General features: G+C 72.3%; 22 protein-coding genes. 11 read left to right on the top strand and 11 right to left on the bottom strand.

The features are described from left to right. The first annotated feature begins 4 nt into the window (after positions 1–4). The 3 genes from ACZ6ZQ_RS03095 (at position 5) to ACZ6ZQ_RS03085 (ending at position 5,326) form a co-directional block, all read left to right on the top strand. Entirely contained in the window at positions 5–1,078 is a 1,074-nt protein-coding gene (locus ACZ6ZQ_RS03095; protein ID WP_469766786.1) for an AAA family ATPase, read from the top strand. 2 nt (positions 1,079–1,080) lie between these two features. After that, positions 1,081–4,830 (top strand): SAV_2336 N-terminal domain-related protein, encoded by a 3,750-nt coding sequence (locus ACZ6ZQ_RS03090; protein ID WP_469766785.1) that lies wholly within the window; start codon positions 1,081–1,083, stop codon positions 4,828–4,830. 145 nt (positions 4,831–4,975) lie between these two features. Further along, positions 4,976–5,326 (top strand): tetratricopeptide repeat protein, encoded by a 351-nt coding sequence (locus ACZ6ZQ_RS03085; protein WP_469766784.1) that lies wholly within the window; start codon positions 4,976–4,978, stop codon positions 5,324–5,326. A gap of 100 nt (positions 5,327–5,426) precedes the next feature. Here ACZ6ZQ_RS03085 and ACZ6ZQ_RS03080 read toward each other — a convergent pair whose 3' ends face one another. Next, positions 5,427–6,869: a dihydrolipoyl dehydrogenase family protein gene (locus ACZ6ZQ_RS03080; RefSeq protein ID WP_469766783.1), complete on the bottom strand. Its 1,443-nt coding sequence runs from the start codon at positions 6,867–6,869 to the stop codon at positions 5,427–5,429. A gap of 148 nt (positions 6,870–7,017) precedes the next feature. Here ACZ6ZQ_RS03080 and trxA point away from each other — a divergent pair, with 148 nt between their 5' ends. Then, complete coding sequence (gene trxA / locus ACZ6ZQ_RS03075; protein WP_469766782.1) at positions 7,018–7,386, top strand: thioredoxin; 369 nt, start codon at positions 7,018–7,020, stop codon at positions 7,384–7,386. A 384-nt stretch (positions 7,387–7,770) separates the two neighbouring features. On the opposite strand, the gene ACZ6ZQ_RS03070 is transcribed toward trxA, so the two are convergent. From ACZ6ZQ_RS03070 to ACZ6ZQ_RS03060, 3 genes are all read right to left on the bottom strand, one after another. Then, positions 7,771–8,040, bottom strand: coding sequence for a hypothetical protein (locus tag ACZ6ZQ_RS03070; RefSeq protein WP_469766781.1), 270 nt, complete (start codon positions 8,038–8,040; stop codon positions 7,771–7,773). Between the two features lie 118 nt (positions 8,041–8,158). Next, the gene (locus tag ACZ6ZQ_RS03065) at positions 8,159–9,181 is read right to left on the bottom strand and encodes a LacI family DNA-binding transcriptional regulator (protein WP_469766780.1); all 1,023 of its coding nucleotides are present in this window, start codon (positions 9,179–9,181) and stop codon (positions 8,159–8,161) included. Between the two features lie 179 nt (positions 9,182–9,360). Continuing rightward, the gene (locus ACZ6ZQ_RS03060; RefSeq protein WP_469766779.1) at positions 9,361–10,185 is read right to left on the bottom strand and encodes a TIGR02452 family protein; all 825 of its coding nucleotides are present in this window, start codon (positions 10,183–10,185) and stop codon (positions 9,361–9,363) included. Positions 10,186–10,321: 136 nt separating this feature from the next. Between ACZ6ZQ_RS03060 and egtA the strand changes: the two genes are divergently transcribed. From egtA to egtD, 4 genes are read left to right on the top strand one after another with little or no spacing between them, the layout of a single operon-like run. After that, the gene (gene egtA, locus ACZ6ZQ_RS03055) at positions 10,322–11,590 is read left to right on the top strand and encodes an ergothioneine biosynthesis glutamate--cysteine ligase EgtA (protein ID WP_469766778.1); all 1,269 of its coding nucleotides are present in this window, start codon (positions 10,322–10,324) and stop codon (positions 11,588–11,590) included. Further along, positions 11,587–12,900: an ergothioneine biosynthesis protein EgtB gene (egtB, locus tag ACZ6ZQ_RS03050; protein ID WP_469766777.1), complete on the top strand. Its 1,314-nt coding sequence runs from the start codon at positions 11,587–11,589 to the stop codon at positions 12,898–12,900. Before egtA ends, egtB begins: the two co-directional genes overlap by 4 nt. Continuing rightward, positions 12,900–13,655 carry an ergothioneine biosynthesis protein EgtC gene (gene egtC / locus ACZ6ZQ_RS03045; RefSeq protein WP_469766776.1) on the top strand — a complete coding sequence of 252 codons (756 nt, stop codon included), beginning with the start codon at positions 12,900–12,902 and terminating at the stop codon, positions 13,653–13,655. Before egtB ends, egtC begins: the two co-directional genes overlap by 1 nt. After that, positions 13,652–14,614, top strand: coding sequence for an L-histidine N(alpha)-methyltransferase (gene egtD / locus ACZ6ZQ_RS03040; protein ID WP_469766775.1), 963 nt, complete (start codon positions 13,652–13,654; stop codon positions 14,612–14,614). The genes egtC and egtD overlap by 4 nt, the downstream gene beginning before the upstream one ends. On the opposite strand, the gene ACZ6ZQ_RS03035 is transcribed toward egtD, so the two are convergent. The 3 genes from ACZ6ZQ_RS03035 to ACZ6ZQ_RS03025 form a co-directional block, all read right to left on the bottom strand. After that, the gene (locus ACZ6ZQ_RS03035; protein ID WP_469766774.1) at positions 14,509–15,522 is read right to left on the bottom strand and encodes a lysophospholipid acyltransferase family protein; all 1,014 of its coding nucleotides are present in this window, start codon (positions 15,520–15,522) and stop codon (positions 14,509–14,511) included. The two genes, egtD and ACZ6ZQ_RS03035, sit on opposite strands and share 106 nt — an antisense overlap. Further along, positions 15,519–16,301 (bottom strand): GNAT family N-acetyltransferase, encoded by a 783-nt coding sequence (locus ACZ6ZQ_RS03030; protein WP_469766773.1) that lies wholly within the window; start codon positions 16,299–16,301, stop codon positions 15,519–15,521. The genes ACZ6ZQ_RS03035 and ACZ6ZQ_RS03030 overlap by 4 nt, the downstream gene beginning before the upstream one ends. A 293-nt stretch (positions 16,302–16,594) precedes the next feature. Next, on the bottom strand, positions 16,595–17,842 hold the full coding sequence (locus ACZ6ZQ_RS03025; RefSeq protein WP_469766772.1) for an extracellular solute-binding protein: 1,248 nt from the start codon (positions 17,840–17,842) through the stop codon (positions 16,595–16,597). A 188-nt stretch (positions 17,843–18,030) separates the two neighbouring features. Between ACZ6ZQ_RS03025 and ACZ6ZQ_RS03020 the strand changes: the two genes are divergently transcribed. Continuing rightward, positions 18,031–18,243, top strand: a complete 213-nt coding sequence (locus ACZ6ZQ_RS03020) for a dodecin (RefSeq protein WP_453667573.1) — start codon at positions 18,031–18,033, stop codon at positions 18,241–18,243. Positions 18,244–18,357: 114 nt separating this feature from the next. On the opposite strand, the gene ACZ6ZQ_RS03015 is transcribed toward ACZ6ZQ_RS03020, so the two are convergent. Continuing rightward, positions 18,358–18,846 carry a phosphatase domain-containing protein gene (locus tag ACZ6ZQ_RS03015; protein ID WP_469766771.1) on the bottom strand — a complete coding sequence of 163 codons (489 nt, stop codon included), beginning with the start codon at positions 18,844–18,846 and terminating at the stop codon, positions 18,358–18,360. Between the two features lie 79 nt (positions 18,847–18,925). Here ACZ6ZQ_RS03015 and ACZ6ZQ_RS03010 point away from each other — a divergent pair, with 79 nt between their 5' ends. Together ACZ6ZQ_RS03010 and ACZ6ZQ_RS03005 are read left to right on the top strand one after the other, a co-directional pair. Next, positions 18,926–19,948 carry an MsnO8 family LLM class oxidoreductase gene (locus ACZ6ZQ_RS03010; RefSeq protein WP_469766770.1) on the top strand — a complete coding sequence of 341 codons (1,023 nt, stop codon included), beginning with the start codon at positions 18,926–18,928 and terminating at the stop codon, positions 19,946–19,948. Positions 19,949–19,958: 10 nt separating this feature from the next. After that, a complete protein-coding gene (locus ACZ6ZQ_RS03005) occupies positions 19,959–22,307 on the top strand; it encodes an ATP-binding cassette domain-containing protein (RefSeq protein ID WP_469766769.1) in 2,349 nt (782 codons plus the stop codon). A gap of 3 nt (positions 22,308–22,310) precedes the next feature. On the opposite strand, the gene melC2 is transcribed toward ACZ6ZQ_RS03005, so the two are convergent. The 3 genes from melC2 to ACZ6ZQ_RS02990 form a co-directional block, all read right to left on the bottom strand. Further along, positions 22,311–23,174, bottom strand: coding sequence for a tyrosinase MelC2 (gene melC2 / locus ACZ6ZQ_RS03000; protein ID WP_469766768.1), 864 nt, complete (start codon positions 23,172–23,174; stop codon positions 22,311–22,313). Positions 23,175–23,191: 17 nt separating this feature from the next. Further along, on the bottom strand, positions 23,192–23,581 hold the full coding sequence (gene melC1 / locus ACZ6ZQ_RS02995) for an apotyrosinase chaperone MelC1 (protein WP_469766767.1): 390 nt from the start codon (positions 23,579–23,581) through the stop codon (positions 23,192–23,194). A gap of 364 nt (positions 23,582–23,945) precedes the next feature. Beyond that, entirely contained in the window at positions 23,946–24,902 is a 957-nt protein-coding gene (locus tag ACZ6ZQ_RS02990; RefSeq protein ID WP_469766766.1) for a LysR family transcriptional regulator, read from the bottom strand. Between the last annotated feature and the right edge of the window lie 36 nt (positions 24,903–24,938).

Genomic DNA, 24,938 nt, shown 5'->3' with positions numbered 1-24,938 from the left:
ACCGATGACGTCCGCGCAGCACCCGCACCACGCCCAACCGCCGGAGACGGACGGCTGGTTCCTGTTCCGGGGAGACGGGGAGGTGCGACGGGTCTCCATGCCCGAGCCGCCTCCCTGGCGGCGCTTCGGGGCGGCGGACGCGGAGCGCGGCCCCGGCGACGGTCCCAGGACTGCGGACTCCCCGCGCCCGTACCTCATCGGGCGCCCCGAGACCGACGTCGTCAACGCGGCGCTGCATCTGCGGCGCCCCCTGCTCGTCACCGGCCATCCGGGCACCGGCAAGTCGTCGCTCGCGTACGCGGTGGCGCGTGAGATGTCGCTCGGCAAGGTGCTGCGCTGGACCGTCAACAGCAGGTCGTCCCTGGCCGAGGCGCTCTACCAGTACGACGCGGTGGGCCGGCTGCGCGAGTCGAACTTCCGCGGTGACGGCGCCGTCCGGGAGGACTCCATGCCACCGGAATCGCCGGAGTCACCGGAATCGCCGGAGTCGCCGGAGTCGCCGGAGTCGCCGGACATCGGCCGCTACATCCGGCTGGGTCCGCTCGGCACCGCGCTGCTGCCCTCCGAGGCGCCCCGGGTCCTGCTGGTCGACGAACTGGACAAGGGGGACATCGACCTGCCCAACGACCTGCTGGCGGTCTTCGAGGAGGGGGAGTTCGAGATCCCCGAGCTGTCCCGGCTGCCTCCCGGGCAGGACACCGTGTACGTCCACGCGCTGCACGCCGCCGAACCGCAGCCGGTGCACCGGGGCCTGGTGCGCTGCCAGGAGTTCCCGGTCGTGGTCATCACCAGCAACGGCGAACGTGAGTTCCCTCCGGCCTTCCTGCGGCGCTGCCTGCGCCTCGACCTGCCGGACCCCGACGAGGAGCGGTTGCGCGCCATCGTGGCGGCGCACCTCGGCGAGGAGGCGCTGCCGCATGTCGAGGACCTGATCCAGGCGTTCCTGGCCCGCCGGGCCCCCGGTGAACTCGCCACCGACCAGCTGCTCAACGCGGCCCATCTGCGGCTGGGCGGCGTCGACCTGCACGCGCAAGGGCTCCTGGACTCGGTGCTGCGCCAGCTCGGAGGGCCGGCCTGACCGTGCTCGACATCGACCGGCTCCGGGACCTGACCGGGCTCTTCGGTGGTGAGGTCACCGCCGAGGAGCTCGCCGACGTGCTGTGGCTCGCCGAGCGCGTGCCCGGCGGCGCCGACGCCCCGCTGGCGCTCGACGGCTCGTCGGGAGCGGGGACCGGGCGGTCGGACCCGGCAGAGGGCGGCTCCGAGCTGTCCGACGGGATGGCGACCGGTCCGGACGCCGCCGACGCCGCGGGCCTGCACGCCGCGCCGGCCGATCCGCAGCCCACGGTCCCGGAACGGGAGCACACAGAGGACACAGAAACCACAGCGGACCCAGAGGACGCAGCGGACGCACAGGACGTGCAGAACACGGACGGCACCGGCACCGACGAGCCCGGCGGCCACCCGGACGAGGACGCCCGCGAGGAGCCCCCACCGCTGCCCGACAGCCAGGGCGATGCCGCCGGCCCGCCCCCGGTCCTGCCTCGCGCCGTCTCCGTCCGCATCGCCCAACCGCGCGGCCTGGCCGCCCCGTTGCACACGGCGCGCGCACTGCGCCCCCTCAAGCGGCTCCGCGCCGACCCTCGCCGTACCGAGATCGACGAGGCCGTCACCGCTTCCCGGATCGCCCACACCGGGCTCGTCGACGTGGTGACCAGGCCGGGGCGCGAACGCTGGCTCGATCTGGCGCTGGTCGTGGACGACAGCGTCTCGATGCTGCTCTGGCAACAGCTGTACGCCGACATCCGCACGCTCTGCGCCCGCCTCGGCGCCTTCCGGCAGATCCGTACGTGGGCACTGCGCCCGGACGGGCCGGACGGGCGGGCCCCGGGCCGGCCGGTGCTGTCCACAAGGCCGTTCGGTACGGCGGGGGCGTGGGTGCCGCCGGAAGTGATCTGCGACCCTTCAGGCCGCACGATGACCCTCGTGATCACCGACGGTGCGGGGGCGGCCTGGCGGGGCAGCGCACTGCGCCGGGTACTGACCCGCTGGTCGGACTGCGGACCGACCGCGATCGTGCACGCGCTGCCCCCGCGCCTGTGGGAGGGGTCGGCGCTGCCGGTACGCCGCTGGACGGTCCGGGTGCCGCACCCCGGGGCTCCCAACAGCCAGTGGAGGGTGCGTGATTCTCTGCTGCCGCCGGAGCTCAGCGCGTTCACCGGCCGGGCGCTGCCGGTGCTCGAGCCGACGCCGCAGGGGCTCGGCCGCTGGGCACGGGCGGCGGCGACCGGCGGCATGGACGCCGTGTTCACGCTGTGGGACCCCGAGGCCGCCGCTGCCGGCACATCGGCCGACGTCGCGCCCCGGGATGACGTCCGGCGCTTTCGCAGTACGGCGTCACCCGAGGCGTATCGGCTGGCGGCACATCTCGCGGCGATCGCTCCGGTCACGGTCCCGGTGATGCGCCTGGTCACGAACGCGGTGCCCTGGCAGGCCACCACCGCGCACCTGGCGGAGGTCTTCCTGGGCGGGCTGATACGGCTGGACGGGAACGACCGGCCCGCCGACCGCGCGGGCGGCGCCGACCGCGGCCACGGTCGCAGGCTGTTCTCCTTCAGCGACCGGACCCGTGACGTCCTGCTCGACGCCGTCCCCACGGCCGAGATCGTGCTGACGGCACGCCGCGTGTCCACACTGGTGGCCGGACTCGCCGGGCAGGCACCCGAGTTCGCCGCCTGGCTCAACCGGGCGGACGGTCCCGAGCGGCTTCCCGAGCACGCGCGGAGCTTCGCGTGGCTCGGGCCCGCGCTGCTGCAGCGACTGGGGCTCGGTGCCCTGCCCGTGGCGGAGTGGAGCGAGCTGCCCACCACGCTGACCGAGGAGGAACCGTCGCCCGCCACGGAGCCTTCCGCCCTGCTGCCGCCGTCGTTCCCGCCCATGGACCGGCCGGCGCCCGCCCCACGCAGCCCCTGGGCACTGGTCACGACGGTGAAGACACGCACCCGGCCCCGCTACCGGCTCGACCCGAGGATCGGCGAGAGCGGCTGGTCCGGGGCGCAGCTGGGGATCAGCCCGGACGGCCACGAGGTGCTCCTGCGCACGGTCCGGCCCGAGCACGTGGCCACCGAGCACGCCGCCCTGGCCAGATTCGCCCACGACTGTCTCCCGTCCCTGATCGAGTCCGACGCGACGCACACCACCCCGAACTGGACGGCGAGCTCGCTCGCGGGCACCCGGTCCGGCCGCCCGGCACCGCACCTGGGACAACTCATCAGGTCCACGGGGCCACTTGGCGTGGAGACCGCGCTGTGCCTCGCCCAGCGTCTGGCCGCGGCCCTGACCCACAGTCACAGTGCCGGCGTCGTCCACGGGCGGCTGCAGCCGCGCCACGTACTCATCACCGAGGACGGTCCGCTCGTCACCGGCTGGCACCGGGCGACGATCGACGGCGCTCCCGCCGGTCCCGACGACGAGGCCGCGCGGCCCGAGGACGACGTCGCGGCGCTGGGAGCCCTCGTCGTCCACGCCGCGCTCGGCACCGACCGGTTCTCCCGCGTCCCCCGCTACGACGCCGATCGCGGCACGCTGAAGCCACTGGACGCGTCGGACTGGGGGCCGTCGTCCTACGCGCGGGGCGACCAGGCCCTCCATGCCGTGGTGAGCAGTTGCCTGCACGGCACGGACGGGCCGCCGACGGCCCGGGACGTGCTGAGTCTGCTGCGGGACCGGGTGCCGCGAGGCGCCGCGTCCCGCCCGCTGGGGGAATGGCTGTCACCGTCCGCCGTCACGCTCATCGACGGAGCCCGCATCCGCCGCACCGCCCCGGACGGCGTCGGATACGAGGGTGTGGGCCCCCAAGTTCCCGTCCAGCCGGGTGCTTCGGCCGCACCCTCCGCGGCCCCGAAGCCCGTCGGCGTATCCGTAGAACGCTGGTTGCGGCTTCCCGGGGAGCCTCCGCAGCGTCCGCGGCGCCGCCGGTTCGGCTCCCGTTCCCGTTCCCGCGCCAAGGCGGCCGATCAGCGGCTCGCTCCGATCGGTCCCGCGCGGCGCGGGTTCTGCGTCGCGGTGCTGGGCGCACTGCCGGGCTCCGGACGCAGTACGGTCGCCGCGCACCTCGCTTCGGCGCTGGCCGAACCGGTCGCGCACGCCTACCGGACCCCGGTGATCATGGTTCCGGCCAGCCGGCGGACGCAGGTCTTCGGCTACCGCGTCGCACCGGCGGACTCGGCCGGCGCCCAGCGATTCGCCGGCGGCACGGCGCTGGCCTGCCCCAGCGGTGACGACTACCTCACCTTCACCGACTCGGCGGGGGCCCGGTTCCTGTACGTGAGCGTCGGGCCCGGGGACCGGCTGGACCTCGGCACGGGCCCGCGACGCAGCCACGTGGAGTGGGTCACCCAGTACGGCACGACCGTCGTGGACGCGTCCGACTCGTTCCTGCCGCCCGACGGCGAGGCGCTGCGCGGCCTGCTGGGCTCGGTCGACCATCTCGTCTTCACGGCCACCACGGCGCCGGGCCAGGTGGAGAGGACCGCCAGGCTGATGGCGTGGCTCGCGCGCGAGAGTCTCAACCTCGTGGCCCATTCGACGGTGGCGCTGTGCGACGCGGAGGACAACGGCGACATCGACGGCCGGCTGCGGGAGGCATCGGCGCAACTCGTCAGTCTGACACCTCGGTTGATCGCCGTACCGCACGACGCGACGATCCGCGGCCAGGGCCTGACGGAACTCGCGGCGCTCGCCCCCGCCACGCAGAGCGTGTTCCACCGTCTCGCGCGCGAGGTGATGGAGAGCTTCCCGCGCGGCGGCACGCCCTTCTTCATACGGTGAGCGCGCTCTTCACACGGTGAGCGCGCTCGGCCGTTACGGCGCGTGCGCCCCGTGCACACTGCCCGCCCTTGCGGAATATTGCATCAATCTTTCCGGTTGGCGGTGTCGCAGGACGGCGGAGCAGGCCACCTCGGAGGGAGAGCAAGTGAGCGAGACGTACTACGAGTTCGGGACGGCCTCGGAGCGCTGGGACCGTGCACAGTTCTTCTTCGAAGCCAAGGAGTACCTCACCGCTGCGCGGATCCTCGGCGGGCTGGTGGCGGAGGTCCCGGAGCAGGTGGCGCCGCGGCTGCTGCTGGCTCGGGCGTACTACCACTCGGCCCAGCTCGGGAAGGCCGAGACCGAACTGCGCGCGGTCCTGGATCGCGACCCGGTCGAGCACTACGCCCGGCTGATGCTCGGCCGCACGCTGGAACGGCAGGGGCGGGGCGCCGAGGCGGCTCCGCATCTGCGGATGGCGGCGGCGATGTCCGGAGACTTCCCGGACGGCCCGTGAGCCGACTGCGGCCGGTGTGCGCGCACCGGCCGCAGTCGGCGCCGAGCGACCCGTCCGCCATGGAGTTCCGGCGGACGGGTCGCTGCCCGGTGGCGCCGGATCAGGCCCGACTGCCGTCCCGGTACGCCTCGAGGAGGCGCAGCCACACCTCGCTGATCGTCGGGTACGCCGGGACCGCGTGCCACAGCCGGTCGATCGGGACCTCGCCCGCCACCGCGACCGTCGCCGAGTGGAGCAGTTCGCCCACGCCCGGGCCGACGAAGGTGACGCCCAGGAGGATCTCCCGGTCCAGGTCGACGACCATCCGGGCACGCCCGCGGTAGCTGTCGCCGTAGAGTCCCGCGCCCGCGACGCCGGCGAGGTCCTGGTCGACGGCGCGGACACGGCGGCCGGAGGCCTCGGCCTCCGCGAGGGAGAGGCCGACCGCCGCCGCCTCCGGATCGGTGAAGACGACCTGCGGCACGGCGTCATGATCGGCGGTCGCGGCGTGCGCGCCCCAGCGGTCCGACTCCAGCAGCGGTACGTGCTGTGCCCGGGCGGCGATCGCCGCTCCCGCGATCCGGGCCTGGTACTTGCCCTGGTGGGTGAGGAGAGCGCGGCGGTTGACGTCTCCGACGGCGTACAGCCAGTCCTTGCCGTCGACCCGGCAGCTGTCGTCGACCGGGAGCCAGGAGCCGGGCTCCAGCCCCACCGTCTCGAGTCCGATGTCGTCGGTGCGCGGGGCGCGTCCGGTGGCGAAGAGCACTTCGTCGGCCTCGATCAGCTCCCCGCCCTCAAGGACGACCGTGACCGGGCCGGCGCCGTCCGACCGCTGTACGGCGGCGACGCTCACCTGCGTACGCACGATCGCACCGGCCTCGGTGAGCGCGTCGGCGACGTGCTCGCCGACGAAGGGCTCCATACGCGGCAGCAGCCCCCCGCCGCGCACCAGCACGGTCACCTCGGAGCCGAGCGCCTGGTACACGGTGGCCATCTCCGTACCCACGACTCCCCCGCCGACGACGACGAGCCGCCCCGGCACGGCCTGCGCGCTGGTCGCCTCTCGGCTGGTCCATGCCTTGGCACCGGCCAGCCCCGGCAGACCGGGCAGGACGGCGCGGCTGCCGGTGCACACGGCTACGGCGTGCCGGGCGGTCAGCACGTGATGCTCGCCCTCAGGTCCCTCGACGACGACCTTGCGGGGACCGTGCAGCCGGCCCTGCCCGCGGTAGAGGCGGGCGCCGATCGAGTCCAGCCAGGCGACCTGGCCGTCGTCCTTCCAGTGCGAGGCGTACTCGTCGCGGTGCGCCAGGACCGCGTGGGCGTCGAGCGGGCCTTGTACGGCCTGGCGCACGCCCGGGACCCTGCGCGCGTCGGCACGTGTGATGACGGGCCGCAGCAGCGCCTTGCTCGGCATGCAGGCCCAGTACGAGCACTCCCCGCCGACGAGCTCGCCCTCCACCACTGCGGTACTCAGCCCCGCGGCTCGTGTCCTCCCCGCCACGTTCTCCCCGGTCGGCCCGGCCCCCAGGACCACAACGTCGTATTCCACAGCTTCCGTCATACGGACAGTCTGGTGCCACGTGTGCACCGAAGCCACATGGGCAGGCGGAATACCGCCGCCCCGTGCGCCGTTGGCCTGGGGGTCCCCCTGGGCCCGCCAGGGCGTAGGGGGAGGGTCCGACCGGACACCAGGAAGAGGTAGGGAAACAATGAGCACTGTTGAGCTCACCAAGGAAAACTTCGATCAGGTTGTATCCGACAACGACTTTGTCCTGATCGACTTCTGGGCTTCCTGGTGCGGCCCGTGCCGTCAGTTCGCGCCGGTCTACGAGCAGGCCTCCGAGCGCCATCCGGATCTCGTCTTCGCGAAGGTGGACACGGAGGCGCAGCAGGAGCTGGCCGCGGCCTTCGAGATCCGCTCGATTCCCACGCTGATGATCGTCCGGGACAACGTGGCCGTGTTCGCCCAGCCCGGGGCGCTGCCGGAGCCCGTCCTGGAGGACGTGATCGGCCAGGCCCGTGGGCTGGACATGGACGAGGTCCGCAAGTCCATCACGGAGGCGCAGCAGGCCCAGTGACCGGGCGACGGGCCCGGGCCGCCGCTCTCCGCGTGCGACTCGGGCTCCGGCGCACCGGAACGGACGCTTCACCGCCTCGCCGGCGGCGCGGGTCGCCGACGAGGCGCGGCGCGGCGAGCAAGAGTCCGCGGTAGCCCTCTGCGCGAGGCCGGGCGCCCTGGCAATGCGGTCGGGTACGTGAACTCGACGCCGCGTTTGCGAGGTTGCGCGTTGCGAGGTGTGTACGCCTGCCGTCCGGGCGTACCGGTGGCCCCAGTTCATGGGCAGGCAGTCCGCAAGGCGAGCGCAGCGACATGGCGGTACCCCAGGTGAAGCCCTGCGGGAGGGTGGGAACAACCCGTCCACCGGCCCGCACCCGCACCCGCACCCGCACAACGACAGCCCTTACTCCGGTGTCTGCCGGGAAACCAGCGCCGTCAACCCGTAGTCCAGCTCCGAGCCGTCCACGAGCAGCGCCTCCACCGTGCGCGTCACGGGGTCGATGTCCGCGACGATGCCGTGCCCCGCGTACCGCGGGTAGCCGGACGCGCCGGTCTCACCGGTGGTCTCGACCACTGCCGAGCGCACCGCACTGTCCTCCACCGTCGCGCCGGCGCGGTCCTCGACGTGCTCGGGCACCAGCAGGATCTCGAAGCGCCGCGGAACTGTCCTCATGCCATGACGCTAGCCATGCACCGCCCGCCACGCATGTGCAGATCGACGCATCACGCCGACGCCGGTTCAGCCCGCCCCGTCGGGTCGACCCGACAGCCCGGCCCGTCACCTTGCCTCGTCAGGTCGACTCGCGCCTGACGACCTGCGCCCCCATCAGGTCGTGCCGCTCGGACGCCCTGCCCGGATCCCGGACCACGCGGTCCACGAGCTCGGCCAGATACTGCCCGGACACCATGTCGATCCGCACGGTACTGAGCCTCGGCCGCAGCAGCCGCCCCAGCAGCAGGTCATCCGCACCGATCACGGCGGTCTCGTCCGGGACGCCGATCCCGGCGTCCTGGAGGGCCCGCATCAGGAGCATGGCGTACTCGTCGTTGTACGCGTACACGGCGTCCACACCGAGTCCCCGCCACCGCGCGGCGAGCGCATCCGCGGCGTCCTCGTCGTACGCGAGCGGGATCGCCTCGACGGTCGCGCCCGCCGGCTCCGCGGTCTCGCGCACCCCGGCCAGCCTGGGCTCGGAGAAGAGCTCGAGCCCCGGCTCCACCGGCATGATCACACCGAGCCGCCGGTGCCCGCGCTCCAGCAGATGCTCCGCCGCCCGGGCGCCGACCTCACGCTGGTCCATGACCAGGGAGTGCGCGCCCTCGACCGGCTGCGGGCCGAGCGTTATCACGGCCTTGGCGCCGGAGCGCTTGAGCACCCCGACCCCCTGCGGAGTGAGCGCGATCTCGCCGAGCGAGAGGACCGCGACGGGCCGCAGCTCCGCCCACGCGCGGGCCGCCGCGTCGGCGTCGAGGCCCAGGCTGCCGTACTGCACGACGGTGTAGTCGAGGCGCCGCAGCGCCCACTGGAGTTCGTTGATGAAACTGCTGTAGAGCGGACCGACCGGTACGTGCGCGGTGGGCAGGAGAACCATGCGGGTGTGTCCGGCCCGCAGACTGCGCGCCGCCGCGTGCGGCACATAGCCCAGCTCCTCCGCGGCCTCGCGGACCCGTCGGCGGGTGGGCTCACTGATCCGTACCGCTGAGGTGTTGTTCAGCACGTACGAGACTGTGGCCCGGGAGACTCCGGCCAGCCGGGCGACATCGGCACTGGTCGGTACGGAACGTTCTGCTGGCTGTCTGGGTGTCTGGCTCATCGCCCTCGGCATCCTTCCAGACCAATCCTGCTCAGGGTCTGGCGGTTTGGCCTGAATTGAATGCTACACAGTGGTTACACGAGCCATTGACACGTGTAATCCTCGCGCCACCACGGCAATCACGCGGTGAACCCACAGTGGATTCCGCGCCCCACCGTCCACCCGGGGCGGACGGTGGCCTACGACGCCGGGAACGCCGCGCGGAACGCCCCCAGCGTGGTCCCGCCCTGCGTACGGTCCAGCACCGCGAAGACGATCTCGTCGAAATGCCCGGCGAAGCGGCCACCGTCCGTGAGCAGGGACTTGAACGCGCCGGCGACCTGAGCCGGGTCGTTGCGGAACACCCCGCAGCCCCAGGCGCCGAGCACCAGCCGCCGGTAGCCGGTCGCGGCGGCCGTCTCCAGCACCCGTTCGGCCCGGGACGCGAGCACGGCCGGTATCCGGGCGGCCTCCCCCGGCGTACGGCTGGTGATCACGCCCGCGTTCGGTGCGGGTGAGGTGAGAAAGCCGACCGTGTACGGCGCGTCGAGCAGTCCTCCGCGGTCGTCCCGGAAGACCGGAACACCGGGCGAGTGGATCACCCGGTCGGTGTAGAAGGGACTGCGCTCGGCCCGGTGGTGATCGTAGAAGTCCGGGACGCTCAGCAGCGTGGTGTAGAGCGCGGAGGACCGGCAGAGCGCCTCCTCCTGGGCCTGTGCGCCGTTCAGAAAGCCGCCTCCCGGATTCCGCGCGGAAGCGAAGTTCAGCACGGCGACAGGCCCGCTGTCCTGGGCCGTCATGCGGCGGGCGGCTTCCAGGCTGCTCTCGCCGGTGACCTCGCATACGCTGGAACGGTCCGTGTCGGGGGTAACCGGCACGGGCCCGGGTCCGTACATCCGTGTCCCCTCGACCGCGGCGGACAGTTCCCTGCCGATCGTCACCATGTGGCCGCCCGGCGCCCGGTAGCGACCTCCGTCGACGATCTCCTGGGTCTGTTTCGCGATCCCCCGCAAGCGTGCGCTCATACCCGGAATCCTCAGTGACCGAACCTCACCACGGCAAACGGATATTACGGGCCGCTGACATCCGGCGGGGGCACTCTTGTGCGAACCATCGGCGGTGGCCTTAGGTGGACGGAACGCTTCGACAGAGGAGTCGACCATGCCAGCACCCGGCTTCGGGGGCAGCGGCCCGCCGCTCACCGAGGACGACGCCGAAGATCTGCTTCGATGTATCTGCTTCAAGACGGGCCCACCCCGCACCGTCGGGGTCGAACTGGAATGGCTCGTTCACGAACTGCACGTTCCGCAACGGCCCGTCGCGCCGAGCACGCTCGACCGGGCCTACGCCGGACTGAGGGATCTGCCCCTCGGCTCGGCGCTCACGTTCGAACCCGGTGGCCAGCTGGAGCTCAGCTCCCCGCCCGCCGCGTCATTGATGGAGTGCATCGACTCCACCGCGGCGGATCTGGCCCTCGTCCGGACCGCACTGCGCGGATCCGGCCTCATTCTGACCGGTTTCGGCCACGATCCCTGGCATCCGCCGCGACGGCTGCTGCGCCAGCCGCGCTATGACGCCCTGGAGTCCTGGCTCGATCGCACCGGGCCCGCCGGGCGCTCGATGATGTGCTCGTCCGCCTCCGTACAGGTGTGTCTGGACGCGGGATTCGAGGAACCCGGGCCGCTGGGACTCGGCAGACGCTGGCAGCTGGCGCATCTGCTGGGTGCGGTGCTGGTGGCGGCCTTCGCCAATTCCCCGCAGGGCGCCGGACGGCCCACCGGCTGGCGCTCCACCCGGCAGGCCCTGTGGGCGGATCTGGACCCGGTACGGGCGCTCGCGCCGGACCCGGGAGCAGCGCCGCGGGAAGCGTGGGCCGCTCATGTGCTCGACACGCCGGTCATGTGCATCAGGGAGCCCGAAGGGCCGTGGACGGTGCCGGAGCGGCTGACGTTCCGGGAATGGATACGGTCCGGCGCGCCGCGGCCGCCCGGCCGCGCGGATCTCGAGTATCACATCACGACCCTGTTCCCGCCCGTGCGGCCGCGCGGACATCTCGAACTGCGCATGATCGACGCGCAGCCCGGCGAGGACGGCTGGATCGTGCCGGTCGCGGTGACGACGGCGCTGTTCGACGACCCGGAGGCCGCGGAGACCGTGTACCGCACGGTCAAGCCGCTCGCCGAGACGGCGGGCGCGCTGCCCGCGCCGCGCAATCCTCTCTGGACCCATGCCGCCCGGGACGCACTCACCGACCCCGAACTGCACAGCGCTGCCGTCACCTGCTTCGCCGTCGCTCTGGAGGCTCTGCCCCGGCTGGGAGCCTCCACCGCCGTCCAGGACGCGGTCGCGGCGTTCTACGACCGCTACGTCCTGCCGGGCCGATGTCCGGCCGACGACTTCTCGCTCCGCAGCAAGGAGATCCACTCATGAACGAGTCCCTGGTGGCGTCCGACGACGTGCTCAGGAAGCGCGCCCTGGAGGCGCTGGCCTCGGCCCGGGCCCGTACCACGGTGCTCACGACGTGCGTCGACGACCATGAACTGACCGCCCAGCACTCTCCGTTGATGTCGCCGCTCGTCTGGGACCTGGCGCACATAGGCAACCAGGAGGAGCAGTGGCTGCTGCGGGCCGTGGCCGGGCGTGAGGCGATACGCCCCGAGATCGATTCGGTCTACGACGCCTTCGAGCATCCCCGCGCCGAACGGCCCTCGTTGCCGCTGCTCTCCCCCGCCGAGTCGCGGACGTACGCGGCCGACGTACGCGGCCGGGTGCTCGACATCCTCGACTCCGCGCCGCTGCACGGCAACCGGCTGACGGACGCGGCCTTCGCCTTCGGGATGATCGCGCAGCACGAGCAGCAGCACGACGAGACCATGCTGATCACCCATCAGCTCCGGAAGGGACCGGCCGCGCTCGACGCCCCGGAACCGCCGAGCGGCAGCACGCTCGGGCTTCCGGCCGAAGTGCTGGTTCCGGCCGGCCCCTTCACGATGGGCACCTCCGCCGAGCCGTGGGCGCTGGACAACGAACGGCCCGCGCACCGACGCCAGGTCCCCGCCTTCTTCATCGACACCACGCCCGTCACCAATGGCGCTTTCCAGGCCTTCATCGCGGACGGCGGGTACGCGGACGAGCGCTGGTGGGCGGCGGAGGGCTGGGACCAGATCCACAAGCACAACATCGGCGCACCGCTGTTCTGGCGGCGCGAGGGCGGCCAGTGGCTGCGTCGCCGGTTCGGGGTGACCGAAGTGGTCCCCGAGGACGAGCCCGTGCTGCACGTCAGCTGGTACGAGGCCGACGCGTACGCCCGGTGGGCCGGGCGGCGGCTGCCGACGGAGCCCGAGTGGGAGAAGGCGGCGCGCCACGATCCCGTTTCCGGGCGTTCCCGGCGCTACCCGTGGGGCGACGAGGACCCGTCCCCGGACCGTGCCAACCTGGGCCAGCGCCATTTGCGGCCCGCACCGGCAGGGGCCTACCCGGACGGTGCGTCGCCGCTCGGGATCCGGCAGCTGATCGGCGATGTCTGGGAGTGGACGTCGAGCGACTTCCTGCCCTACCCCGGCTTCGCGGCGTTCCCGTACCGCGAGTACTCGGAAGTGTTCCTCGGCCCCGACCACAAGGTGCTGCGCGGCGGTTCGTTCGCCGTGGACCCGGTGGCGTGCCGTGGCACGTTCCGCAACTGGGACCTGCCGGTGCGCCGGCAGATCTTCTCCGGGTTCCGTACCGCCAGGGACGCGTGATGTGCCGTCATATCGCTTTTCTGGGCCCGCGGACGGCACTGGGCGAGCTGCTGGTGCGGCCGCCGCACGCGCTGCTGCGGCAGTCCTGGGCGCCGCGCCGGCAGCAGCACGGGACGGTGAACGCGGACGGTTTCGGGGTGGGCTGGTACGCGGAGGGTGACCCGGTCCCGGCCCGCTACCGCCGGTCCGGGCCCGTCTGGGGCGACCAGTCCTTCGCGGACCTGGCCCGGGTGGTCCGCAGCGAGGCGCTGCTGGCCGCCGTCCGGGACGCGACCGAGGCGGGCGCGGACGGGGAGGCGGCCGCCGCGCCGTTCGCCGCCGGGCCCTGGCTGTTCAGCCACAACGGTGCCGTCACGGGCTGGCCGGGCTCGGCCGCGACCCTCGCCGCCGCGCTGCCCGCCGCCGAGCTGCTGTCGATGGAGGCGCGGTGCGATTCCGCGCTGGTGTGGGCGCTGGTGCTGCACCGGCTGCGGGACGGCGACGAACTGGGCCAGGCGCTGGCCGAGACCGTCCTGGAGGTGGCGGCGGCCGCGCCGGGATCGCGGCTGAATCTGCTGCTCACCGACGGAGTGTCGATCACCGCGACCGCCTGGGGCGACACGCTCTGGTATCTCGCCGAGCCCGGCCGCAGGACGGTCGTGGCGTCGGAGCCGTACGACGACGATCCCCACTGGTGCGAGGTGCCCGACCGGACACTGCTCGCGGCGACCCGCACCGATGTACTACTGACCCCGCTCAAGGAGCCATCTGCGTGAGCCCGTTCCAGCTGACCCGCACCCTGCCCGAGGACGCCATGGGCGCCGCGTTGCGCGCCGATGTTCTGCGCGGGCTGACCCGTACCCCCAAGGAGCTGCCTCCCAAGTGGTTCTACGACGCTCGCGGAAGTGAGCTCTTCGAGGAGATCACCCGGCTGCCCGAGTACTACCCGACCCGCGCCGAGCGGGAGATCCTCCGCGCACGCGCGCAGGAGATCGCGGCGGCGACCGGTGCCCGTACCCTGGTCGAGCTGGGTTCCGGCTCGTCGGAGAAGACCCGTCATCTTCTGGACGCGTTCACGGACCTGCACAGTTATGTGCCGGTGGATGTCAGCGAGAGCGCCCTGGCCGGGGCCGCCGAGTCACTGCTGGCCGAGCGGCCCGGGCTCCAGGTCCATGCTCTGATCGCCGACTTCACGCATGTGCTGGCCCTGCCCACGACGCCGGGGCCGCGGCTCGTCGCGTTCCTCGGCGGCACGATCGGCAATCTGCTGCCGGCCGAGCGCGAGGTGTTCCTGCGGTCCGTGCGGGCGCTGCTCGCGCCCGGGGACGCGCTGCTGCTCGGCACGGACCTGGTGAAGGACGAGGAGGTGCTCGTGGCGGCGTACGACGACGCGGCCGGTGTCACCGCCGAGTTCAACAAGAACGTGCTGGCCGTGATGGACCGGGAGCTGGGGGCGGACTTCCGCCCGGACGACTTCGACCACGTGGCGGTGTGGAACGCGCAGGAGGAGTGGATCGAGATGCGCCTGCGGGCCCGGGAGGCGCTGAACGTGAAGATCCGCGAGCTGGATCTGGTGGTGCCGTTCGAGGCGGGTGAGGAGATCCGTACGGAGGTGTCGGCGAAGTTCCGTCAGGAAGGCGTGCGTTCCGAGCTGGCGGATGCCGGGATGAAGCTGGTCGAGTGGTGGACGGATACGGAGGGCAGATTCGCGCTGTCCCTGTCGACCGCGGTCTGAGCCTGAGCGGGGATCCCGGGAAGGCGTTTGCTGTGCGGGGCGTGGGTGTCGTGGCCGGCAGCGGCCCCGGTGACCGCGCTCTGCGCCGCGCGGGCCAGTGAGCGGCGGTCGGTGTGGGCGCCCGCGGGGATCGGGGGCAGGATCCTGATCTCCGCGGTGAGTCCGCCGGCCGTCGCGACGCGCCACAGGGAGGCGGCCAGCGGATCCTCGCCGACGAACGCGGCGGCGCCGACGGGGCCGTACGTGATGCGTACGGGCTGTACGGTTGCGCCCGCGTCGATCGCCGCCTGGAACGCGGCGTGCCGGAAGCGTCCGCTCGCGCGGCCGCACCACGTGGACCCCTCGGGGAACACGATCACCCGTGCCCCGGCCCTGAGCGCGTCGGCCATGGTCCTGACGACCCCGGGCAGAGCCCGCAGCCGGTCCCGGTCCACGAACAGCGTCCCGCCGAGCCCGGCGAGCGGCCCGAGGACGGGCCACTGCCGCACCTCGCGCTTGGCGAGCATCCGTCCGGGCATGACCGCGGCCACGAGGGGGATGTCCAGCCAGGAGATGTGGTTGGGGACGACGAGTGTGCCGGGCGGCCGGGGCCGCGGGTGCTGGTCCTGAGCGAGCCCGGGACCCGGCGTGGAGCCGGTCCCCGCCTCCGGGCCGGTCCCCGGCTCGGGGCCCACGATGCGTATCCGCACGCCGAACGCCCGGATCACAGCGCGGCACCACAGGCTGACCAGCCGGGCACGGCGGCTGGAGCCGAGCAGGATCACCAGCGGGGACAGGACGACGCCGGCGAGGACCGCAGACGTGCCCGCGATCAGGCGGACGACCGCCTTGAGGCGGCCGACCATGGGCCACTGGGTGGTCGCACAGCCGGCCGGAGTGCAGGGTGCGGTGGGAAGCCAGACGCTCATTTCACCGGGGCCAGCGAGAGGAAGTGGCGGAGGTAGCGGGGGTTGGTGCGGCGCAGCGACAGCAGGACGTACAGGTCGGCGACGCCGAAGTCCGGGTCGTGGGCGGGCGCGCCGCACACCCAGGCGCCGAGGCGGAGGTAGCCGCGCAGCAGCGGGGGAAGTTCGGTGCGTCCGGCGGGGCGGTCGATGCCGTCGGCGCTCCAGAGCTTGTGCGGGGTGACCCAGTACTCCTCGGGCGCGAGGTGCTTGGCCTTGACCGTGTCCCAGGTCGCGGCGGCCAGGATGCCGCCGTCGGCGAGCGGGATCGAACAGCAGCCGGCCAGCCAGGTGTGGCCCGTGCGGGTCATGTAGCGCGCGAGGCCGGCCCAGATGAGGGCGATGACGGCGCCGTTGCGGTGGGCGGGGTGGACGCAGGAGCGGCCGACCTCGACCAGGTCGTCGCGGATGGGCGCGAGCCGGGCGAGGTCGAACTCGGTCTCGGAGTAGAGCCGCCCCGCGACCTTGGCGCGCTCGGGCAGCAGCACCCGGTAGGTGCCGACGACCTCGCCGGTGTCCTCGTGCCGCACCAGGATGTGGTCGCAGTACGCGTCGAACGCGTCGATGTCGAGGCCGGGCTCGGGCCCCTCCAGCCGGGCGCCCATCTCGCCGGCGAACACCTGGTGGCGCAGCCGCTGCGCGGCCCGTACGTCATCCTGGTCGCGGGCGAGGGACACCACGTACTTGGGCTCCGGCTCCGCGGACAGGAGTGGGGCCGGGACGACGGCTGGCGTTGCGGGCATGACGGTCTCCTCTGCCGGACGGTGAGGCCGGATCGCGCCTGTGGCGGTCCGGCCCCTAACTAATTCCGTGACCGGCTGGATTCGACATGACGGTGATGCGGAGTGCGGATGTGCGCCGTCTGAATGACGGGCAACCGCGCTCGCCCCGGGCTCGTGCGTGACGGAGCGTCGGCGACTGACGACAACGCAGCGTGGGGGTACCTCCCGTGCCCGACGTGCTACGGGGGAGCGAGTGCCGGGGCACGCGAGCCCGGCAAGATCCGAAAGACAGGCCCAGGACTTACTCGTCCAGGTCAGCCGAGGGCTTCGGTGATCCGCTCGGAGGCGATCTTGGCGGCGCGCTCGGCGTTCTCGCCCCGCAGGACGGTGGTCATGTACGGCTTGATCGGGTTGTCGGCCTCGACGAGGGCCCACTTCGGGGAATTGGGGGTGGCGCGGCCCTGCGCGGCGCCGGCGGCCATCGCGGCGGTGGCCTCCTGGCCTTCGATGGCCGATGCGAGGGCGGTCTTGTTGGGGACGTAGCTCATGGTCCTGGCGAGGTCGGTCTGCCAGCGTTCACCTGCCAGGGCCTCGACGACGTCGATCGCGGCACTGCGGTTGCGCGCCTTCTTGGGGATGATCAGATCGGAGCCGCCGGTGAATACGGCGCCGGGTCTCTTCGCGGTCTTTCCGGGGATCGGGAAGAAGCCGAGCTTGCCCCGCAGCGCCGGGTTCTCCTTCTCGATCACGGTGGCGGAGGACGGGGTGGCGATGATCTGGGCGACGTTCCCCTTGGCGAACACACCGGTCTGCGGCGGTGTCATCTCGTCCGCGCCCTCGGGGCCGTCGCCGAGGGCCTGGAGCTCCTTGTAGAACGTCATGCCCCGGATCGCGGCGGGTTTGTGCAGGACGCCCGCCCAGGACCCGGCCTCGTCGACGGCGAGGTCCCCGCCCTCGTCCCAGATGAAGCCGGCGAGGGTGTACCAGTCCTGCCCGGAGAGGTAAATGCCCTGGTTGCCCTCGCTGTTGAGCTTCTCGGTGTTCTCGAGCCACTGGGCGCGAGTCTTCGGGGGCTGTGTGATCCCCGCCTCCGTGAAGAGGTCCTTGTTGTAGATGACGACGCGGTTGGCGGCGTACCAGGGGATGCCGTACTGCGTACCGTCGATGCTGCCCGGCTCGGCGAGGCCCGTCAGCCAGTCGTCGCTGCCGAGATCGCGGATGGACTCCAGGGTCAGGTCGAGCAGCGCGTCGCTCTCGGCGTACTGCGCGACCTGGGTGTTGCCGACCTCGATGACGTCCGGCGCCTCGTCGCTCTCCAGCGCGGCGGTGACCTTCTCGCCGATGCCGGTCCACTCCTGGAAGGTGACGTCCAGGTGTACGCCGGGATGGTGTTCCTCGAAGTCGGTGACGAAGCGGTCGAGGAAGTCGTCCGAGACGCTGTCCTTCATCAGCCAGACCGTGACGGTGCGGCCACCCGGGCCGCCGTCCGGCAGCATTCCGCATCCGCCGAGCGCGACAGCGGACACGATGGCCAGGGAGCAGGCCAGGACGCGGTTCTTCACGTTGGTCACCGTTTACCTCGGGCACGGGAAGTGGACCCGACGTGGGGGGCCGAACGGCGTTCGCACGGGCGTGGCTGGGATTTTGGTATGTACCAATCGAGTGGTCAACCCCCGACGTCTCGCGGACGGCCCCGGGCTGGGGCACCGTGGAGTGAAACCTTCGACACAGCGAAGAGGAGCGCGGCCCCATGTCCCAGCACACCTACCGGGTCACCGAGATCGTCGGCACCTCCCACGAGGGAGTCGACCAGGCCATCCGCAACGGCATCGCCCGCGCCAAGCAGACCCTCAGGGGCCTCGACTGGTTCGAGGTGACGCAGGTGCGCGGCAACATCCTGGACGGCGAGATCGAGCACTACCAGGTCGGCCTGAAGGTCGGCTTCCGGCTGGAGGAGGGGTAGGGGCGGGGTGGCCGGCGTCACCCGTACGGCCCACGGGCCAGGTGCGACCCTGGGTCAGGTGCGGCCCTGGCCCAGGTGAGCCCCTCGGGTATCGGGTCGGGCACGGCCCCCGGGTCAGGTACGGCCCGCGCGCCCCTGTGCGTCCTTCATCGCCTGTGACGTGCTGGCCCAGCGGGCGCGCACGACCCTGAAGCCCGCCCGTTCGGCGGCATCGCAGACGAGTTCGTCGTCGTCGACGAGCATCCGGATCTCCCGGCCGCCGCCGAGGCGCCGCAGGATCTCCAGTTTGGTCGTCCGGGCGGGCCGGCGGTCGTGGTTGCGCCGCATCCACACCCTGCCGGTGGGCAGTCCGTGCCGCTCCAGCCAGTCCAGGGTGGCGGCGCGGCAGCGCTCGGGCCGGCCGGTGAGGTACATGACCTCGCACTCCCCGGCCGCCTCGGCCGCCATCCGTACGCCCTCGACGAGCGGTGTGTCGTCCGGCGCTGCAGCGAAGAAGCCGTCCCAGTCGCGCGGCCTGCGCTCCAGGAAGTGCTGGCGGTGGCCGGTCTCGGCGATGGTCCCGTCCAGGTCGAATACGGCCAGTGGACTGCTGTTCTTGGTCACGGTCCCAGACTAGGCCGTGCCCCTCGGTGATCCCGGCGCCACCGGGAATCCTGGCGCCGTGCGGGTGTTGAACCCTGGTGTGACTTCAGTGATCGCTTCGACCAGGTTCTCCGTGCTGGACCGCTCCCGCACCCGTGCCGGGCAGGACGGCCCGCAGGCGCTGCGCGACACCGTGCGGCTCGCGCAGCAGGTGGAGGCCTTGGGCTTCCACCGCTTCTGGGTGTCCGAGCATCACGGTGTGCCGGGTGTGGCCGGCTCCGCGCCGACGGTGCTGGCGGCCGCGGTGGCCGCCGCGACCTCGGTGATCCGGGTGGGTACGGGCGGGGTGATGCTGCCCAACCACCAACCGCTCGTGGTCGCCGAGCAGTTCGGGGTGCTGGAGTCCCTCTTCCCGGGGCGGATCGACATGGGGCTCGGCCGGTCGGTCGGCTTCACCGACGGGGTACGCAGGGCGCTGGGCCGGGACAAGGACGACGCGGAGGACTTCGCGGGGCAGCTGAGCGAGCTGCTGCGGTACTTCGAGGGGAGACACCAGCAGGTGCACGCGCGCCCCTCCGAGGGACTGCGGGTACCTCCGTTCGTGCTGGCCACGGGCGAGGGCGCGGAGATCGCCGCATCGGCCGGGCTGCCGCTGGTGGTCGGGGATCTCAGGGGCCGGGAGCGGCTGCTGAGGGCCGTCGACCGCTATCGCGCCGGGTTCCGGCCGTCGCCGTGGGCGGCGGAGCCGTACGTCGTGGTGGCGGGCACGGTCGCGGTCGCCGGGAGCGAGGAGGAAGCCCGGCGGCTGCTGATACCGGAGGCGTGGGCGATGGCCTACTCCCGGACGCACGGCACCTTCCCTCCGCTCGAACCGGCCGAGGCCATCGAGGCACGGGCGATGACCACGAAGGAACGCGAGCGCTACGAGTCCGGGCTGTTCGGCCAGATCCACGGCACGGAGGAGCAGGTCGCGGACGCGCTGGAGACGGTGATCAAGGACAGCGGCGCGCACGAGGTGCTGGTGACGACGAGCACGTACGACCGCGAGGGTCTGCTGGACTCGTTCCACCGTCTCGCGCGCACAGCGGGCCTGACCAGCGCGAACGACAGGGACGCCACCTAGAATCCCCGGTATGCAAGGCCCCCACGACCCCTACGTCCGCGTCCGCGCCGCCCGCGAGCACAATCTCAAGAACGTCGACGTCGACATCCCGCGCGACGCACTCACCGTCTTCACCGGAGTCTCCGGGTCGGGCAAGTCCTCGCTCGCCTTCGGCACGATCTACGCCGAGGCGCAGCGCCGCTACTTCGAGTCCGTCGCCCCGTACGCCCGACGGCTCATCCACCAGGTGGGCGCGCCGAAGGTCGGCGAGATCAGCGGTCTGCCGCCGGCGGTCTCCCTGGAGCAGCGCCGCTCGTCCCCCACCTCGCGCTCCTCCGTCGGTACAGTGACCACCCTGTCGAACTCGCTGCGGATGCTGTTCTCCCGCGCGGGCGACTATCCGGCGGGCGCCGCGCGGCTGGACTCGGACGCCTTCTCGCCCAACACCGCCGCAGGGGCCTGCCCCGAGTGCCACGGCCTCGGGAGGATCCACCGCACCAGCGAGGAACTGCTGGTCCCCGATCCGTCGCTGTCGATCCGGGAGGGCGCGATCGCCGCCTGGCCAGGTGCCTGGCAGGGCAAGAACCTGCGTGATGTCCTGGACACCCTCGGGTACGACGTCGACAGGCCCTGGCGGGAGCTGGAGCAGAAGGACCGCGACTGGATCCTGTTCACGGACGAGCAGCCGGTGGTGACGGTCCATCCGGTACGGGACGCGGGCCGTATCCAGCGCCCGTACCAGGGCACGTACATGAGCGCCCGGCGCTATGTCCTGCACACCTTCGCCGACTCCAGGAGCCAGACGCTGCGCACCAAGGCGGAGCGCTTCCTGACCAGCGCGCCGTGCCCGGTGTGCGGAGGCAGCCGGCTGCGGCCGGAGGCACTGGCGGTGACCTTCGCCGGGCGGACGATCGCCGAGCTGGCCGCGCTGCCGCTGACCGCGCTCGCCGACGCCCTGCGCACGGACGGGGACGACGAGACGGCGCGGGTGCTGACGGCGGAACTGCTGGCCCGGATCGGCACGGTGACCGAGCTGGGGCTCGGCTATCTGAGCCTGGACCGTGCCACGCCTACGCTCTCCAGCGGCGAGCTGCAGCGGCTGCGGCTGGCGACGCAGCTGCGCTCCGGTCTGTTCGGGGTCGTGTACGTGCTCGACGAGCCGTCGGCGGGGCTGCATCCCGCGGACACGGAGGCGCTGCTCGTCGTCCTGGACCGGCTGAAGGCGGGCGGCAACACGGTGTTCGTCGTGGAGCACCATCTGGATGTGGTGCGGCACGCCGACTGGCTGGTCGATGTGGGGCCGCGCGCGGGCGAGCACGGCGGCCGGGTGCTGCACAGCGGGCCGCCGGAGCGGCTCGCCGATGTCGCGGAGTCGGCGACCCGCCGCTTCCTCTTCGGCGCGGAGCCGGCTCCGGTCCGGGCGTCCCGGCAGCCGTCGGGGCAGCTCGCGCTGGGTCCGGTGACCCGGCACAATCTGCGCGGCCTCACGACGCGGCTGCCGCTCGGCGTGTTCACGGCGGTCACCGGTGTGTCGGGGTCCGGAAAGTCGACGCTCGTGGGGTCGATCTCCGAGGAACTCCCGGGAGTGGAGCGGATGGTGACGGTGGATCAGCGGCCGATCGGTCGTACTCCCCGGTCCAATCTGGCCACGTACACCGGGCTCTTCGACGTCGTGCGCAAGCTCTTCACCGCCACCGACGAGGCCCGGGCGCGCGGCTACAAGGCGGGGCGGTTCTCCTTCAATGTGACGGGCGGGCGGTGCGAGACCTGCCAGGGCGAGGGGTTCGTCTCCGTCGAGCTGCTCTTCCTGCCCAGTACGTACGCGCCCTGTCCGGACTGCCAGGGCGCCCGCTACAACCCGGAGACCCTCGAGGTCCGGCACGGCGGCCGGAACATCGCCGAGGTGCTCGATCTGACCGTGGAGGCCGCGGCCGAGGTCTTCGCGGACACCCCGGCGGCGCTGCGGAGCCTGCGCGCGCTGCTCGACGTCGGCCTCGGCTATCTGCGGCTCGGCCAGCCCGCGACCGAGCTGTCCGGCGGCGAGGCCCAACGCATCAAGCTCGCCGCCGAGCTTCAGCGCCTGCGCCGGGGCCACACCCTGTACGTGCTGGACGAGCCGACGACCGGGCTGCATCCCGCCGATGTGGAGGTGCTGATGCGGCAGTTGCACGGCCTGGTCGACGCGGGGCATTCGGTGGTGGTCGTCGAGCACGACATGGATGTGGTCGCGGGCGCCGACTGGGTGATCGACCTGGGCCCGGGCGGCGGTGACGAGGGCGGCAGGATCGTGGCCGAGGGGACTCCGGCGGAGGTGGCACGGGCGGCCGGGAGCCGCACCGCGCCGTATCTCGCCAAGTCCCTCGGACATGAAGCCCGTTAGGACTTACGCGGCTGTGGCGGCCCCGGTGGCCCTGTCGGCCCTTGCGGCCTCGTCATAGGTGTAGTGGGGCGTGTGGTCGAGCATGTCCGCGGGGGTCACGTCGTTCCACGGGCGCATGGTGTCGTGCAGGTCCACGACGTTCGCCGTACCGGCCGCGGGCAGGTACGTGGAGCCCGGGTGGCGTGCCTGCCACTGCGACCAGAGCTTGTCGATGAACGCGTGATGCATCCAGAACACGGGGTCGTTCGGGGAGACTCCCGTCGCCATCTGGCCACCGACCCAGACATGCACGCGATTGTGCAGATTGACGCCGCGCCAGCCCTCGAGGTGGTTGCGGAAGCCGTCGGACGCGCTGTTCCAGGGCGGGGCGTCGTACGTGGACATGGCCATGACGGAGTCGACCTCGGCCCGGGTCGGCAGCTGCCGTCCGTTCGCGCCGAGGGCGCGCCGCAGATAGCCGCGCCCGTCGACCCGTACGGTGATGGGCCAGGCACCGGAGGCGGCCGCGAACGGGCCGTCCATGACCTGTCCGTCCCTGCTGCGGCCGGTGCCGCCGAGGAAGTCGGCGGCCCAGAGCGAGGAGGCGGCGGTGCGGTCGGCGGTCCAGTCCCAGTACGGGAGCGCCACCGACGGGTCCACGGACTGCAGGGCCCGCTCGAACTGTATGAGGAATCTGCGGTGCCAGGGCAGGAAGGACGGCGAGCGGTGGCCGACGCGGTCCCCGTTGTCCGTGTCGTTCATGATGAAGGCGTTGTGGGTGGTGACGAAGGCGTCGTACTGCCCATTGCGCTTGAGGGCGAGGAGGGCGTCCACGAAACGGCGCTTCTCGTCCGTGGTCAGCTGGGCCTGGTTCTTGCGTACGGTCATTGCGGTGGCGCTCCGGATCAGGTGAGGGCGAGCGGGACGAGGGCGGCGCCCTGGAGTTCGACGACGGCGGCGCGGGCGAGGGCCAGCGGCGTGGCCCGCGGTTCGTAGTGGTTGACAACACTGATCCAGGTGTCGTCGGCGTTGCGCATCACATGCAGTTCCTCGCCGTCGATGCGGACGGTGTAGCCGCCTCCGTGGCCGCCGTGGTGACCCCCGTCGTGACTGCAGCCGTGGGACGGACCGCCCTGTATCCGGCGGCCCTTGTAGACCTCGTCGAAGGAACCGGGTGCGGCCTGGCCGGGTGATCCGGCGCCCTGTGCCGTGGCGCGGGCGACGCCGGTCACGGCGATGCCCGCGACGGCGCCGGCGGCGGCGCCCAGGGCTTGGCGGCGGGTGAATCTGGACATGGCGGAACCCCCAGGTATGTCGGTGCTCGGACGGCGGTCCGTCGGTCGGTCGGTACCGCCGAGGCCATGCCTACAGGTCTGCCGTCGACCGGCAGAAGTCGCCGGGAACCGGTTGGCCGCTATACGGACATCTCGCCACACAAAGTGCAGCGTTGAACGAAGTCGATCTTGCGCTCCACGCCTTCAGTCGATCCATGAGATGGAAATCCTGCGCCGAATGTGACAGTCCTGTGAAATATCTTCGGATCACACCGTTCGGCTGTGCCGGGCCTCACAACGGAAAACTGTCCGGAACACATGCCGGGCTCCGCTGCACCCGGGCGGCACTCGTCAGCCGTGGACCACGGACCAAGGGCGTCACCCGTCAGCCGTAGACCACCGACCACGGGCGCGGTCCGTCCTGCTCGGGCCCGGTGCTCCGCAGTGCCGTCGTACGGTCCCGGGACAGCACGTCCGCGGCGAGGGCGGCGAATTCAACGGCCGCCGCGTGCGGCGCACGGCGGGGCCAGACCGCACAGATCCGCTGAGCGAGGGGCCGGCCGGCCAGCGGCCGCCAGGCCACCCTGGGCTCCTTGCGGGCCACGGGGCCCTGATCGAAGGCGACTCCGCAGCCCGCGGTCACCAGACCGATGAGGAACTCGGGATTCCGGGCGTGCCGTACCCGGCCGGGTACGAAGCCCGCGTCCCGGCAGACGGCGAGCGTCCTGTCGTACCAGCCGGGCGCCGCGGCCCGTGGAAACAGAACGAGGTCATGCCCCGCGAGGTCGCCGAGCCCGACCTCGGGCAGCCGGGCCAGCGGGGAGGTGCGCGGCAGCACCACCCCCAGCTCGACGCCGACCTCGGGTCCCAGGACGAGATCGGTGGCGTCGACCGGCTGGTGGACGAGCCCGACATCCAGTCCTCCGGAGGCCAGCAGCCTCACCTGCTCGTCCGTCGTCACCTCCTGGAGGTCGACCCGGAGACCCGGAGCCCGTTCGGCACACTCGGTGAGCAGCGCGCCCAGCACCGCGGCCGTGGTGTCCGGCGGCACCCCCGCGCGCAGGGTGCCCAGGTCGCCGTCGCGAGCCCGGCGCACCAGTGCCCTGGTGCGCTGCTCACGGGCCAGCAGTTCCCTCGCTTCCTCGAGGAGCACCGTCCCGGCCGGGGTGAGCCGGACCTGACGCCGTGAGCGGTCGAAGAGCTCGGCGCCGAGGTCGTCCTCCAGCCGCCGTACGGAGCGGCTGAGGGGCGGCTGGGCCATACCGAGGAGTTCGGCGGCCCGCCCGAAGTGCAACTCCTCGGCGACGACGACGAAGATACGCAGGTGGCGCAAGAGATCCACGCCACGACCCTAAGCGATGGGAGCAGGGACCGGATG

Source organism: Streptomyces sp. NPDC053673, from assembly GCF_055585225.1.
This window is presented reverse-complemented; position numbering and strand designations above follow the sequence as displayed.

What these genes read in the sequence shown, in the direction of transcription:
- ACZ6ZQ_RS03095 (WP_469766786.1), top strand. Translation starts at nt 5, where the DNA reads ATGACGTCCGCGCAGCACCCGCACCACGCCCAACCGCCGGAGACGGAC.
- ACZ6ZQ_RS03080 (WP_469766783.1), bottom strand. Translation starts at nt 6,869, where the DNA reads ATGACGGAAGCTGTGGAATACGACGTTGTGGTCCTGGGGGCCGGGCCG.
- trxA (WP_469766782.1), top strand. Translation starts at nt 7,018, where the DNA reads ATGAGCACTGTTGAGCTCACCAAGGAAAACTTCGATCAGGTTGTATCC.
- ACZ6ZQ_RS03070 (WP_469766781.1), bottom strand. Translation starts at nt 8,040, where the DNA reads ATGAGGACAGTTCCGCGGCGCTTCGAGATCCTGCTGGTGCCCGAGCAC.
- ACZ6ZQ_RS03065 (WP_469766780.1), bottom strand. Translation starts at nt 9,181, where the DNA reads ATGAGCCAGACACCCAGACAGCCAGCAGAACGTTCCGTACCGACCAGT.
- ACZ6ZQ_RS03060 (WP_469766779.1), bottom strand. Translation starts at nt 10,185, where the DNA reads ATGAGCGCACGCTTGCGGGGGATCGCGAAACAGACCCAGGAGATCGTC.
- egtA (WP_469766778.1), top strand. Translation starts at nt 10,322, where the DNA reads ATGCCAGCACCCGGCTTCGGGGGCAGCGGCCCGCCGCTCACCGAGGAC.
- egtB (WP_469766777.1), top strand. Translation starts at nt 11,587, where the DNA reads ATGAACGAGTCCCTGGTGGCGTCCGACGACGTGCTCAGGAAGCGCGCC.
- egtC (WP_469766776.1), top strand. Translation starts at nt 12,900, where the DNA reads ATGTGCCGTCATATCGCTTTTCTGGGCCCGCGGACGGCACTGGGCGAG.
- ACZ6ZQ_RS03035 (WP_469766774.1), bottom strand. Translation starts at nt 15,522, where the DNA reads ATGAGCGTCTGGCTTCCCACCGCACCCTGCACTCCGGCCGGCTGTGCG.
- ACZ6ZQ_RS03030 (WP_469766773.1), bottom strand. Translation starts at nt 16,301, where the DNA reads ATGCCCGCAACGCCAGCCGTCGTCCCGGCCCCACTCCTGTCCGCGGAG.
- ACZ6ZQ_RS03020 (WP_453667573.1), top strand. Translation starts at nt 18,031, where the DNA reads ATGTCCCAGCACACCTACCGGGTCACCGAGATCGTCGGCACCTCCCAC.
- ACZ6ZQ_RS03005 (WP_469766769.1), top strand. Translation starts at nt 19,959, where the DNA reads ATGCAAGGCCCCCACGACCCCTACGTCCGCGTCCGCGCCGCCCGCGAG.
- melC2 (WP_469766768.1), bottom strand. Translation starts at nt 23,174, where the DNA reads ATGACCGTACGCAAGAACCAGGCCCAGCTGACCACGGACGAGAAGCGC.
- melC1 (WP_469766767.1), bottom strand. Translation starts at nt 23,581, where the DNA reads ATGTCCAGATTCACCCGCCGCCAAGCCCTGGGCGCCGCCGCCGGCGCC.